The 13,347-nt window shown below is 41.4% G+C and carries 11 protein-coding genes; 10 read left to right on the forward strand and 1 reads right to left on the reverse strand.

Annotated features, from left to right (window positions below; translation table 11 throughout):
* The first annotated feature begins 102 nt into the window (after positions 1 to 102).
* The 4 genes from rlmKL to D9603_RS11010 are packed head-to-tail and all read left to right on the forward strand — an operon-like array spanning position 103 to position 6,085.
* Entirely contained in the window at positions 103 to 2,214 is a 2,112-nt protein-coding gene (gene rlmKL, locus D9603_RS10995; protein WP_128731338.1) for a bifunctional 23S rRNA (guanine(2069)-N(7))-methyltransferase RlmK/23S rRNA (guanine(2445)-N(2))-methyltransferase RlmL, read from the forward strand.
* Positions 2,207 to 2,437: a glutaredoxin family protein gene (locus D9603_RS11000; protein WP_128731339.1), complete on the forward strand. Its 231-nt coding sequence runs from the start codon at positions 2,207 to 2,209 to the stop codon at positions 2,435 to 2,437. The genes rlmKL and D9603_RS11000 overlap by 8 nt, the downstream gene beginning before the upstream one ends.
* 1 nt (position 2,438) lies before the next feature.
* A complete protein-coding gene (locus D9603_RS11005; protein ID WP_125252732.1) occupies positions 2,439 to 4,355 on the forward strand; it encodes an ABC transporter ATP-binding protein in 1,917 nt (638 codons plus the stop codon).
* An 8-nt stretch (positions 4,356 to 4,363) separates the two neighbouring features.
* A complete protein-coding gene (locus tag D9603_RS11010; RefSeq protein ID WP_128731340.1) occupies positions 4,364 to 6,085 on the forward strand; it encodes a DUF3466 family protein in 1,722 nt (573 codons plus the stop codon).
* A gap of 151 nt (positions 6,086 to 6,236) precedes the next feature.
* Here D9603_RS11010 and D9603_RS11015 read toward each other — a convergent pair whose 3' ends face one another.
* Positions 6,237 to 6,746 (reverse strand): DUF2062 domain-containing protein, encoded by a 510-nt coding sequence (locus D9603_RS11015; protein ID WP_125252734.1) that lies wholly within the window; start codon positions 6,744 to 6,746, stop codon positions 6,237 to 6,239.
* On the opposite strand from D9603_RS11015, the gene D9603_RS11020 reads away from it, so the two are divergent.
* From D9603_RS11020 to D9603_RS11045, 6 genes are all read left to right on the forward strand, one after another.
* On the forward strand, positions 6,747 to 8,972 hold the full coding sequence (locus D9603_RS11020) for a DNA internalization-related competence protein ComEC/Rec2 (RefSeq protein WP_241651641.1): 2,226 nt from the start codon (positions 6,747 to 6,749) through the stop codon (positions 8,970 to 8,972).
* 62 nt (positions 8,973 to 9,034) lie between these two features.
* On the forward strand, positions 9,035 to 10,774 hold the full coding sequence (msbA, locus tag D9603_RS11025; protein ID WP_128731341.1) for a lipid A export permease/ATP-binding protein MsbA: 1,740 nt from the start codon (positions 9,035 to 9,037) through the stop codon (positions 10,772 to 10,774).
* Positions 10,775 to 11,758 carry a tetraacyldisaccharide 4'-kinase gene (gene lpxK / locus D9603_RS11030; RefSeq protein WP_128731342.1) on the forward strand — a complete coding sequence of 328 codons (984 nt, stop codon included), beginning with the start codon at positions 10,775 to 10,777 and terminating at the stop codon, positions 11,756 to 11,758. It abuts the gene before it with no gap.
* Entirely contained in the window at positions 11,748 to 11,945 is a 198-nt protein-coding gene (locus D9603_RS11035) for a Trm112 family protein (protein WP_125252737.1), read from the forward strand. The genes lpxK and D9603_RS11035 overlap by 11 nt, the downstream gene beginning before the upstream one ends.
* The gene (gene kdsB / locus D9603_RS11040) at positions 11,933 to 12,688 is read left to right on the forward strand and encodes a 3-deoxy-manno-octulosonate cytidylyltransferase (RefSeq protein WP_125252738.1); all 756 of its coding nucleotides are present in this window, start codon (positions 11,933 to 11,935) and stop codon (positions 12,686 to 12,688) included. Before D9603_RS11035 ends, kdsB begins: the two co-directional genes overlap by 13 nt.
* Positions 12,681 to 13,346: a pseudouridine synthase gene (locus D9603_RS11045; RefSeq protein WP_128731343.1), complete on the forward strand. Its 666-nt coding sequence runs from the start codon at positions 12,681 to 12,683 to the stop codon at positions 13,344 to 13,346. The genes kdsB and D9603_RS11045 overlap by 8 nt, the downstream gene beginning before the upstream one ends.
* Position 13,347 lies beyond the last annotated feature (1 nt).

The following is a 13,347-nucleotide window of genomic DNA, read 5'->3' on the forward strand; positions in this document are numbered from 1 at the left end:
AACAGTGCTCCTGCTATTTATCGTCTTCAATCAAAGCCAACTAATAACTAACCATAACTTGTGTGTTATACTGCGCTCAGTTGAAATTTAAGGGTATTCAAATTGCAATTTATCGCATTGACATCTATTGGTGTAGAGCAGCTACTGGTAGAAGAATTAACCGAGTTCGGTTTTGAAATTAACAAGCAAACGGTTGGGTCTGTAAAGTTCACTGGCACTAATTTAGACGTACAAAAGTTTTGTATGATGACTCGATTTGCAACACGCGTAATGTTGCTGATTGATGACAAGCCAGAAGTAAACGATAAAGACTCGCTGTATAAATTTGTGCGTTTTCAAGCTTGGCAAGACTGGTTTAGTCCTAAGCAAACGTTTGCTGTTGAGTTTAATGGCACCAACAATGCGCTAAAAAATACTCAATTCTCTGGTTTAGTTGTAAAAGACGGTATTGTTGATTACTTTAATGACCTGTTCGAACAGCGCCCCGATGTGGATAAGCAAACACCAGATATTCGCATAATTGCGAAACTGACCAAACAAGGTTGTGCGCTTTATATTGACTTTTCTGGCCCGCGTTTGTCTGACAGAGGCTATCGTGATAAACAAGGTAAAGCACCTATCCGTGAGCACTTAGCCGCAGCGCTTGTGAAGCGCAGTGGTTGGTTGCAAGATACCAATAAACCACTATTTGACCCCTGTTGCGGCTCGGGTACGTTGTTGATTGAAGCGGCATCAATGGCGCTTGGATTACCAGCCAATCCAAACAAGGATTTTGCTTTTAAACGTTTGCCAAGCTTTCGTGAAAGCAAGTTTAGCGAGTTAAAAGCGCAGCTTAACGTAGCCCCAGAACAGAAAAACCTATGGTTAATAGGTAGCGATATAGATGAACGTGTACTTGCTATAGCAGAGCGCAATGCCAAGCGAGCTGGACTTGAGTCACATATCAAATTTAAGTTTGAAGATGCCAACCAGCTGAGCCTTGCCGCCAAGCGTCCAGGTACAGTACTCAGTAACTTACCTTACGGTGAGCGCTTAGGTGGAATGGCTGAGATAATCACGCTTTACCGCAATATGGGTATTGCTTTCAAAAAGCATTATAGAGGCTGGGATCTGGCTTTATTGGCCAGTGAAGAGAGCTTGCTAAAAGTACTAAAGCTAGCACGCAAAAAATCATATAAGTTTAAAAATGGCCCATTAGATGTGCTGCTAAACCTGTATGAAATGAACGATGCGCAGGTACAACAAAATAAACAAAGTAGTGGTTTAAACTTTGAAGGGTCTAGCGCATTTGGTAACCGCCTCAAGAAAAATGTGCAGAACCTTAAGTCGTGGTTGAAAAAAGAAAACGTAAAGGCTTATCGAGTTTACGATGCGGATATTCCAGAATACAACGTTGCGGTAGATGTTTATAACGACAGTGCGGTGATTTTTGAATATAAGGCGCCGAAAGAAATTGACGATACGGTAGCGCAAAAACGTCTACAGGACGTGATCACACTGACTGCCGAACAGCTTAATATTGATCCGCTTAACATTGCGGTAAAAGTAAGAAAGCGTCAAAAAGGTCAAGAGCAATACAAGGCATTAGACAAGCAAAATCGTACTGAAATAGTAGAAGAATATGGCGCAAAGTTTAAAGTCAATCTATTTGATTACCTTGATACGGGGTTATTTCTAGATCACCGCTTAGCACGTAAATTTATTCAACAACATGCAAAAGATAAGCGGGTATTGAACCTGTTTGCATACACAGGAAGCGCCTCGGTACATGCAGCTGTTGGTGGTGCTAAATCGGTCACTACGGTTGATATGTCGAAAACCTATTTGAAATGGGCGGAAGAGAACTTTGAGCTTAATAGCTTGAAGAATCCTCGTTTCAGATTTGAGCAAGCTGATTGTTTAAAATGGCTCGAGCGAACAGTTGGTCAATATGATCTTATTTTCTTAGATCCTCCAACATTTTCAAATTCAAAACGAATGTCAGATGCCTTTGATGTACAAAGAGATCACCTAAAATTATTTGGCTGGGTTAAAAAAATCTTGGCACCTAATGGCGTACTCTTGTTTTCTAATAACAAGCGTGGCTTTAAAATCGATGAGGTTGGACTCGCAGCCTTGGGGTTAAGTGCTGAAGAGTATTCTACGCAAACTCTATCCCCAGACTTTAAGCGCAACAAACAAATTCATAACAGTTGGTTGATCCGCCATGATTAAGTGTACATTATTTCACACCGAAGGTTGTCATTTGTGTGAAGAAGCATTAGCAATGCTCATTCAGCTATTACCTGAAGCAGAAATTGAATTAATAGATATCGTTGATGACGAAGAAACGATGACGACATATCAATATCGTATTCCCGTTATCAAAAAAATCGAAACAGGGCACGAACTTGGCTGGCCCTTTTCTCAACAACAATTACAAGAATTTATAGCATAGTATGGATCTTATTCGAATCGCTAAAGCACAACTGGCTTTTGGCTCGCATCCTATACTCGATCAAGCCGATGCAGTGATTGAGTCTGGAGAACGTGTTTGTATTGTAGGACGAAACGGTGCTGGTAAGTCTACCTTACTCAAAGTACTCGATGATCAAGTTCAACTTGATGATGGTGAAATAAACCGAGTAGGTGGTCTGAAAGTATCAAGGCTGGAGCAAGACCCTCCAAAAGGGGCAAATGGCTCGGTGTTTGACTACGTTGCTAATGGATTACCCGACGTCGCTGAATTGCTGATTGAATTTCACGAAATTAGTGAGAAGCTGCAAACTAACCAGTCTGATAAATTAATGACAACGCTTGAACGCCTAACGCAAAGATTAGAAAGCGAGGATGCTTGGCGGTTTGAGTCAAGGATCAAGCAAGTACTGAGTCAGTTACAGCTGGATGCTAATATGCGGCTTGAAGAGTTGTCAGGAGGCTGGTTACGCAAGGTCGCACTGGCAAAAGCACTTGTTAGTGATCCTGATTTATTACTCTTAGATGAGCCAACGAACCATCTCGATATGCAGAGTGTTATTTGGCTAGAGCAATTTTTAAAAGAATTTAAAGGCGGAATCGTGTTTATTTCACACGACCGTGCCTTCATTCGCTCTATGGCAACTCGCATCCTAGATTTAGATCGTGGTCAGCTGGTTTCATACCCGGGAAACTACGCACAGTATCTAGAGCAAAAAGCCCATGATTTGAAAGTTGAAGAACAGCAAAATGCGCTATTTGATAAAAAGCTAGCGGAAGAAGAAGCTTGGATCCGTCAAGGGATCAAAGCTCGACGTACACGTAATGAAGGACGTGTGCGAGCCCTCAAAGCATTACGTGTGGAGCGTAAGCAACGTATCGAGCAACAAGGTAAAACAGACTTTAACATCGAGACTGCTGAGCGCTCAGGTAAGTTGGTGTTTGAAGCTAAGCATCTGAACAAAGCGTTCCAACAAAAAGTCATTGTAAAGGACTTTTCTACTTTGGTTATGCGTGGCGATCGTATTGGGTTGGTTGGGCCTAATGGTGCTGGTAAAACCACGTTATTGAAAATGTTATTTGGTGATATTTCATCAGATTCTGGTTCAGTAAAACAAGGGGTTAACCTAGAAGTTGCATACTTTGATCAATACCGCGAAAAGCTAGACGAGGAAGCGACTGTTCAAGATAATGTTGCCGAAGGCAAACAAGAAGTCATGATGGGAGGACGCTCACGCCATGTACTTGGTTATCTTCAAGACTTCTTGTTTCCTCCGGCTCGAGCAAGAACGCCAGTAAAGGCTTTATCAGGCGGAGAAAAGAACCGCTTATTGCTTGCGAAGCTTTTCTTAAAGCCTTCTAACATCATAGTGCTGGATGAGCCAACCAACGATTTGGACATTGAAACACTGGAACTTCTCGAAGAAATTTTAAATCAATATCAAGGTACTGTTTTGGTGGTAAGTCACGACCGAGAGTTTATTGACAATACTTGTGGCAGTGTGTGGGCTTTTGAAGGCGAAGGTCAAGTGACTGAAATAGTTGGTGGTTACAGCGATTTTGAGCTGTATCAGCAAAAGCGCGACCAACAAAGAAAAGATGCCCAAAAAGTTGACCAAGAAAAACAACAGACCGCGCCGCTCAAAAAGGCGCCAGCTACGACTCGAGCAAACAAGCTGAGTTACAAATTAAAACTTGAATTAGAGTCATTGCCCAGTAAAGTAGAAGAACTTGAAGAGGCAGTGAATAAACAACAAGCGCTGGTCAGTGATCCTGACTTCTTTAAACAAGATCAGCAAACCACCCACGAGGCATTGAACCAATTGACTGAACTAGAGTCGAAGCTGGAAGCCGCGTTTGAGCGCTGGGAAGAATTAGAAGCATTACAGAATCAGCAGTAAGGATTAAGATGAAATTTAAACTTTTAGCCGCGAGTATCGCTATTGCCATTTCACAACAAGCGGTCGCTGCAACATATCAGTTAACAGAACTACCAAGACACGCAAACAGTAAATATACCAATGTATCGGACGCGAATGAGGCGGGTGAAGTTATTGGTCAAGCATCAAACTTATTTGGTGTAAAAATTGATGTATCTTATATTGATTTTGACGATTCAAATTTAAAAAACTATTACGACAACGCGAAGCAGCAGTATGAGCAAATTGATGAGCCCATCACGTTTACACTAGATGATATTCAAAATAACAATGCTGCAAATACCAATGCACAAGCGCATGCGTTTATGTTGTCTTACATCACGTCGGCGAGTCGTTCAGCATCATTGGAGTATCAGCAGGTTAACCGCTCTATTTCGCTTATGTTTAACAATAATACAGCAGAAGAGTTTGTTGTATTTGATGAGCAGTCACCGGATTATCAAGGGTTAACTCGCTCTGTAAGCAATTATTTAACCGGTATTGCAGATGACGGCACTATTGTTGGGTGGGGCTCTGCGCCTTACAAAAAGATCACCTTCACCAAAGATGGTGAAACAGAAGTAGATACCTACTTTGTCCGGGATTGGCGTAATAAGGGGGTTCTAATTACGCCAGCCGGTGAAAAAGTTGCTTTAGAACCTGCTTTTGCTGAGCATGGCGGCTTATCTTTAGCTACCGACATAAAGCAAACCAATGATGGTGGGTATGTGGTAGTTGGACAAAGTTCAACATCGTTATCAAAACGTACGATAGAAAGCATTGAAGATAATTGTGATGGCGTGGACGAACCTGTTGAGGTCTGTATTCAAAGGCTTTCTAATCCATACCATACTCGAGCATACAAGTGGACGTTCGATAATGACTTCAATTTAACTAGTGCAACTGATTTAGGACTGGCTTTTACACCGGATGAAGACAGTGAGATTGCTTATTCAAGTATTGCAATTGCGACCAATGCAAATGGACTGACTGTAGGTGATTCACGTGCACGAAGACAAAGCAATGATGATTTGCTTCCGAATGATCAAGCGGTTTATTTTAAAGAGGGCGAAATTAAGCGTATTAAAGAAGTTGAAAGCTTTTATGAATATAGCCAAGCGATTGATGTAAATGACAATGGCATCATTATTGGTGCTTTTGGTCGGACAGCGAATGGCTCCAAAGAGAATGACTCAACGGGTTTTTATTTCGATACTAATACCTCCGAATTTAAAGAAATGCCGGCATATTTTGAAAACTCAGTAACCGTAGTTAATGATATTAATAACAATGGTTTTGTTGTTGGTCAGGGGGTTGTTGAAAAGTCAGGCTCTAGCCGACGACGTGAAGCATTCTTATATGAAATTGGTGCAGATAAGTTGGTGAATATAAACTCTCTTCTTCCATGTAAGAGCGATGATTTTCCTTACACTATAGCGGAAGCGGTTAAAATCACCGATGATAATAAAATCTACGCTGTTGCAACGAAAACCGTTGAAAGACGTAACACATTAGGCGAGATAGAAAAAGACAGTAAGGGTGAAATAGAATATGAGTCAGTCACCTTACCGGTTGTATTAACTCCTATCTCTGGTGAGCCTGAAACTTGTACTCCACCTGAAGCTGAAACGTATGAGCGTCAGTCAGCAAGTTGGTCTTGGCTTAGTTTGCTAGCTCTACCTTTGGTTGCGCTGAGAAGAAGACGTAAATAAAGCTGGTACTAGCCAATAAAAAAAAGCCCTGAAGGGCTTTTTTTTATATTTAACACTAATGTAGCGAAGATCTTGTCTATACTCTATGTAGTTATTCTAAATAAGAAACTTTTAACGCAGCTAGTATTAAGATCTGGTGGTATGAGATTAATCAATCTTGTCCACGGTTTTGCCAAGCTTTATTGACTGAGCGTCGCCATAAATAATCAATACCAAAAAAGCCAATAACTGCAGCGATACTCGCACAAATTAACGAGCCAACGATAAAAGCAGGGCCGATGGTCGTTAGGCTTTGTGCAAGCCACTCCCAACTTGCTTCAAAATGAAACGGTTGCTGCTCTTGCCCGAGTGCGAATACACCAACCAGATATGAGCAGTAAAAAATGGGTGGCATGGTTAATGGATTGGTGATCCATACTAACGCAATAGATAAGGGTAAGTTAACGCGAAAAGGGATCGCGAGGGCTGCAGCAAGCACCATTTGAAAAGGAACAGGGATGAAAGCGAAAAATAACCCCACTGAAAAAGCCCCTCTTGCCGAGCGCCGGTTGAGGTGCCACAAGTTAGCATCATGTAATAATTTACCGAAGATTTTTAATGATTTCTGTTGTTTGATTTTATTATGATCAGGTAAAAAGCGTTGGATCGTTTTTTTCGCCATTTGCAGCTGCCGTCTACTTGGATTCTGATATGTTTTGGAATAATCCTAGGGAGCTTCTGCGCAGTATTTTTTCTTGGTAACTGGCGTGTTGCCGCAACAAGCTTATTCCTCTACTTCATGGGGCGTTATTCTAAGCCTTTTTCTCAGATATTGGCAGGATTTATTTTAGGGATTTCTGTAGTTCTTTGTCATTATGTCGTTTTTTATAAATTACATATACCACAACAATGGCTCAGCGGCCCCATTATGATTGTTGGAGAGGTGATTGAGGTCTCAAATACGCCCAGTGGTGGCGCTGTTGTAATTGATATGCAAAAAATTGCCTCTGAAGACATTGACAGCTGGCGAAGTGTTCGCGCTAAGCTTTATCAGAATGACTCCAACATTGTATTTAGTATCGGTGATAAAGTTGAGGTATTAGGAAAGCTTAAACGATTTCGTAGTCGAATTAATATCGGACTTTTTAATGCTGAGCTCAATGCTTTCAGAAAGCATCATTATTTTAAAGGCAATATCTTACGTATACAGCAAATAGAGAGTCGTCCAGATTGGCGAACATTGTATCGCCAACATATCGCCAGTGAGTTACAAGGTACAGAATATGGTTGGTTTTATTATATTCTGCTGACTGGTGACACTACTAAAGCGACATTTGATAACAAACGGCAGTTCAGGCAACTCGGGCTGAGTCATTTACTGGCAATTTCAGGTTTACACATTGGTATTGTTTTTGGCTTAGCTTTTTTATCATTAAAAATGCTGTTCTATTGTAGTCCCATCACCATTTCACAACACACCAACCTGCATCAAATATGCTTAATTTTTGCGGTGTTATTATGCGTCGGATATGTGTTTGTATGCGGCTATAGCGTCTCAGCGACAAGAGCTTTGGTCATGGCTTCAGCATGGACAGCTTGTTATCTGTTTACGCTTAGGGTGAGTGCCATGCAGATCCTTACGACGGCATTGGTCGTGGTACTGATAATCGACCCATTTGCATTACTTAACCCCGGTTTATATTACTCTTTCTTTGCCGTTGCCATTATCCTTACTTTACTGCCCAAGTCAGGGCGTGGGGTGGTTGGGAAGCTGCTTGTCTTAGTTAAACTACAAGTAGCATTATTTGTCTTCCTACTGCCACTTAACCTGTATTTTTTTGCAGGAGTTAGTGTGGTCTCAACCTTCGCGAACCTTATTATCATTCCCTTTATTTCAATAATCGTCTTTCCTGTACTCATACTTCATTTCTGTGTATTTGATTATGTTGATTGGCAACTACCTTTGGATTTGGTGGATACTGTGTTGACAATGGCACTTTTAGGCTTCAAACACCTTCCTGTAGACTGGTTAGCACTTTCAAGTGTATCCGCAGAGTTACTAATTTGTACTTATCTGAGCGTCTTGCTCTTTGTTATTTTCAGACATTACTTGAGTGTACTACCGTTATTCTTTTATCTACTGAGCAGTTTTACTAAAGTACAACCAAACTGGCAGCTTGATGTGTTTGATGTTGGGCATGGAACGGCCGTGTTAATATCTAAAAACCGAAAAGGTTTGCTATATGATCTAGGTGCAAAATATTTTGGTTATTTCTCAATATTTGAATTTGTAATTAAGCCTTACCTTAGCAACAAACGTATTCAGTTGGATGCCACGATTGTCAGTCACGATGATGGCGACCACAATGGCGGACTTGATGACCTGTATGCTTATGATGGTGGACGGTCGTTACTGCAATTTCATAACAATGAGCAACTGCTTGGTTGTAACCTTGGTAAGCATCAGTTTGCAGGACTTGACGTACAAATAATTTGGCCAAGCGAATTGTCTGGCAATGATAATAACAACTCTTGTGTGGTTCGGGTGAGTGACGGGCAGTTCTCAGTACTGTTACCAGGAGATATTGAAAAACGAATAGAAGCAAAATTAATTAATGAAGCGCGCGAGTCATTAAAGGCGGATATTTTATTGGTGCCACACCACGGTAGTGCCAGTTCCTCAAGCGAAGCATTTGTAGAGGCTGTTATGCCCAAGTTTGCTGTATTTTCAAGAGCGTTTCATTCGCCATGGAAGATCCCAAATGAGCAGGTGGTTAATAGATACAAGCGAATAGGCGCAACACTTTTAGATACAGCGTTGGATGGACATATTAGAATTTTGATTTTTGACCAAAAAATAGCAATTCAGCGAGGCCGACTGGTTGAAAATTACTGGTTTCTCAGATAATCCATTCAGTTTTAGTGATTTGAAAGTTACAATAATGCCATATAGAAAAATTGAGGCTGGCAATGCAACCAACCGATAAGCAAATCTACGCTAGATTATTTAGTTACGTAAAAGACTTTAAACTTGCAGCCATATTTTCTGTCATTGGAATGATAGGGTATGCAGCCATGGATGCCTCATTCGTTGCACTGATGGATCCATTTATAGACGAGGGGTTGACTGCTGGAAACCGAGAAGTGCTTAAACTCGCCCCGTTTGTTGTGATTGCTCTGGTGGTAGGCCGTGGCATATTTAATTATATGGCTTCTTATTGCTTGTCTTATGTTGGTTCACAAGTCGTACGCAGCTTGCGACAGCAATTGTTTGAACATATGTTGTACTTACCGGTATCTTTTCATGATCAACATTCTAATGGTGAGCTGATTTCTAAGATCACTTTTGATACGGAGCAGGTGCAGCAGGCCGTGACTAAGGCGTTGCAAGTCTTGATAAGAGAGGGGGCATTTGTCTTTTTTCTGCTGATCACTATGTTTTATGCCAGCTGGCAGTTGTCGCTAATTTTTCTAGTTGTTGTGCCAATCGTTGCTGTTATTGTCACCATTGTTTCAAAACGTTTTAAAAAAATATCGAAGAATATACAGGATGCTATGGGCGAAGTGACAAAGAGCTCAGAGCAAATGATGTCTGGTCACAAGGTGATCCATGGTTTTGGTGGCCAAGATAAAACCATTTCGCACTTTGCCAAAGTGAATAATCATAACCGCCAACAACGAGTAAAAATGGATGCAACCAAGGCATTGAGTGTGTCGGTTATCCAAATCATTGCAGCAAGTGCCATGGCCGTTATTCTTGCTATTATCGCCATGCCTTCTATGGTGGATAAGATTTCATCAGGCACCTTTGTAACGCTCATTACCTCAATGATGATGATGCTTCGCCCACTCAAGCAGCTAGCTAATGTCAACAGCGATTTACAACGAGGTATATCGGCAGCAAAAAGTGTTTTTGCCGTGATTGATTTAGAGCGAGAAAAGGATATTGGCACGCAGCCTTTGGTGCGTGCAAACGGTGATATTAAAATACAGAATCTGACTTTCACTTATCCGTCTAAAAATGATCCAGTCATTACCGCATTAAACTTAGATATAAAGGCAGGGCAAAGCATTGCTTTTGTTGGCCGAAGTGGTTCTGGCAAATCTACAATTTCAAATTTATTGCCACGTTATTATGATATTGACTCTGGGAGTATTGAACTTGATGGGGTTGATATCAGTGATTACAAGCTGGCGGATTTACGTGCACAATTCTCAATTGTATCTCAGCAAGTGGTACTATTTAACGATACTATCGCTAATAATATTATGTATTCACTCGAACGTCCGTTATCGGATGAAGCGCTAGAGCGTGTGGCAAAGCAAGCCCATGTTTGGGAGTTTGTTAAGGATTTACCAGAAGGCTTGAACACTCTAGTTGGAGAAAACGGAGTGATGCTTTCAGGTGGTCAGCGTCAACGTATTGCAATTGCTCGTGCAATTGTAAAAGACGCGCCGATTTTAATATTGGATGAAGCTACATCAGCATTAGACACCGAATCAGAGCGCTTAATTCAGCAAGCCCTAGAAGAGTTAATGCACGACAAGACCAGTATTGTTATTGCCCATCGTCTGTCGACAATCGAGCATTGCGACCAAATATACGTATTAGATAAAGGTAAAGTTATTGAGCAAGGAGAACACCAACAGCTCGTTGCCCAGCAAGGGGTGTATCACGCACTTTGTAAGATGCAATTTGGTGAACAATAAATGGCGTCAAGAATCGAACAAAGCTGGTATAAAAAGCCTGGGCTACTGACTTTATTACTACTGCCGCTGGCATTATTGTTTGGCCTAATAAGTGCTGTGCGAAAAAAGCTTTATACACTTGGTGTAACTAAACAATATAAAGCGTCAGTGCCAGTTATTATTGTGGGTAATATTAGTGTCGGAGGAAATGGTAAAACACCGTTTGTACTTTGGTTGGTTCCTTTTCTTGAGCGGCTTGGTTTGAAAGTGGGGATAATCAGCAGAGGGTATGGTGCAAATCCTCCTACTATGCCATTTTTGGTGACCAAAGACACGCCAACAGAGCAAGGCGGTGATGAGCCTTGTTTGCTTGCTCAAAGATTAGCTTGTCCAGTGATGATAGGCGCTGATCGACAAAAGAGTATTGAATCATTACTACAACACCATAATATTGATATTATTGTCAGTGATGACGGATTACAACACTATAAACTGGCGCGAGATATAGAGTTTTGTATTGTAGATGCCGAACGTAAATTTGGTAACGGTTATTGGATCCCAGCAGGTCCACTTAGGGAGCTACCTAGTAGAACGAAAACCGTCGACTTAACAGTTTATAACGGTGGCTCAGAAGCATTTTCATATGCTTTAGAGGGTACCGGGTTTTTCCATGTCACAGACAATTCGCTGGCAAATGAAGCACACACTGAAGGTGTATCTGTATGTGCTATCGGCAATCCAAAAAGGTTTGAGCATACACTACGAAAGAAGGGCATTGACCTAACTCATTGTCTACATTTTGCTGATCATCATCCTTATCAACCGTCGGACTTTTCACCGTTTAGTGGTGATGCTATTTTTATGACAGAGAAAGATGCGGTAAAGTGTCGCACCTTTGCAAAAGATAATTGGTATTACTTGAGAGTGGATGCCAAACCAACACAAGCGCTTGAAAAAGCAATACTCGAATTACTTAAAGATAAAGGGATCCATCATGGCCTTTGATACCAAATTACTAGAAATAATTGCCTGTCCTGTGTGTAAAGGTAAATTAAGATATGACAAAGAAAACCAAGAGCTCATTAGCACCGCGGCTAAACTTGCTTATCCAATAAAAGAAGATATTCCGGTGTTGCTAGAAAATGAAGCGCGAGAGCTAAGCAGTGATGAGGTTGAGCAGTGGAATTCGTAGTCATTATTCCTGCTCGATATGCGTCTAGTCGATTACCAGGTAAACCCCTAGCTGATATAGCAGGCAAACCCATGATCCAGCACGTGTATGAGCAAGCGTGTCAATCCGGTGCTACAGCAGTTTATATTGCAACCGATCACAGCGCGGTGTTTGATGCAGCAAAAGGATTTACTGATAACGTACTTATGACTAAAGATGATCATCAATCTGGGACTGAGCGATTAGCTGAAGTTGTAGAGCTGCTTGAACTTGATGAGCAAACTTTAGTGGTGAATGTACAAGGGGACGAACCGCTGCTAGAGCCTGAAAATATCGCGCAAGTAGCTACTTTATTACATCATTCCGATGCACCAATGGCGACATTGTGTGTTGATATTGATGATGTAGAAGAAGTGCTGAATCCAAACGCAGTAAAAGTGGTGTCGGATATTCATGAAAACGCGCTATATTTCTCACGCGCGTCCATTCCATTTCAGCGTGATAGCATGTTAAAGCTCGACAAAAATAATGTCCCTGTAAATCATTTTAATCGCCATGTAGGGATATATGCCTACCGCGCTGGCTTTATTAAAACCTATTTGTCGCTCAGTGTTTCACCACTAGAGTTACAAGAGTCGCTAGAACAGCTACGTGTGTTATATCATGGCTATAAAATCAAAGTTGCTAAGGCGATAAAGCCTGTGCACGGTGGCGTTGATACGCCTGAAGATTTGCAGCGTGTCCAAGAGATACTAAATGGATAAGCTTAAGCTGATTGCTGATGAGGCGGATTATATCGTAGCCTATAAGCCGTGTGGGGTTAACTTCCACAGTGAAGAAGGCCCTGGCTTTGTATCGCTACTAAATACGCAACTAGGCTATCAACTATTTCCAGTCCACCGCTTAGATAAGGTAACATCAGGCCTTATTTTACTGGCTAAATCGAGCCAAGCGGCAAAGCAGTTTACAGAGATGTTCACGTCGCGGAAAATAGATAAATATTATCTTGCAATGATTAAAGCCAAACCCAAAAAAAAGCAAGGTTGGATAAAGGGTGATATGGCCAAGTCTCGGCGTGGTACATTTAAGCTGATGAAAACCAAGCTAAACCCAGCTATAACTCGCTTTTATTCTCACTCCGTTGGCGTTAATTTACGTGGATGTATTATTAAACCATTTTCAGGTAAAACGCATCAGATCCGCGTTGCACTGAAAAGTATTGGTGCACCGATCCTAGGCGATCTTGCGTATGGTGGGGAACCTGCGGACAGAACATATTTACACGCCTTTTGTTTGGAGTTTGAGTGGCATGATAAGTTGGTTAGCTACCAAGCTTGTCCTCCAGAAGAAGGCGCATTTACTCACCTTTTAACACATGAAATATTTGCAAATTGGCAAAAGCCAAGTCAATTAGAGTGGTAAC

This window comes from Pseudoalteromonas sp. PS5, from assembly GCF_004103255.1.
Taxonomy (GTDB): Bacteria; Pseudomonadota; Gammaproteobacteria; order Enterobacterales; family Alteromonadaceae; genus Pseudoalteromonas; species Pseudoalteromonas peptidolytica.

Coding starts and splice junctions, on each gene's coding strand:
- D9603_RS11000 (WP_128731339.1), top strand. CDS start 2,207: ATGATTAAGTGTACATTATTTCACACCGAAGGTTGTCATTTGTGTGAA.
- D9603_RS11005 (WP_125252732.1), top strand. CDS start 2,439: ATGGATCTTATTCGAATCGCTAAAGCACAACTGGCTTTTGGCTCGCAT.
- D9603_RS11010 (WP_128731340.1), top strand. CDS start 4,364: ATGAAATTTAAACTTTTAGCCGCGAGTATCGCTATTGCCATTTCACAA.
- D9603_RS11015 (WP_125252734.1), bottom strand. CDS start 6,746: ATGGCGAAAAAAACGATCCAACGCTTTTTACCTGATCATAATAAAATC.
- msbA (WP_128731341.1), top strand. CDS start 9,035: ATGCAACCAACCGATAAGCAAATCTACGCTAGATTATTTAGTTACGTA.
- lpxK (WP_128731342.1), top strand. CDS start 10,775: ATGGCGTCAAGAATCGAACAAAGCTGGTATAAAAAGCCTGGGCTACTG.
- D9603_RS11035 (WP_125252737.1), top strand. CDS start 11,748: ATGGCCTTTGATACCAAATTACTAGAAATAATTGCCTGTCCTGTGTGT.
- D9603_RS11045 (WP_128731343.1), top strand. CDS start 12,681: ATGGATAAGCTTAAGCTGATTGCTGATGAGGCGGATTATATCGTAGCC.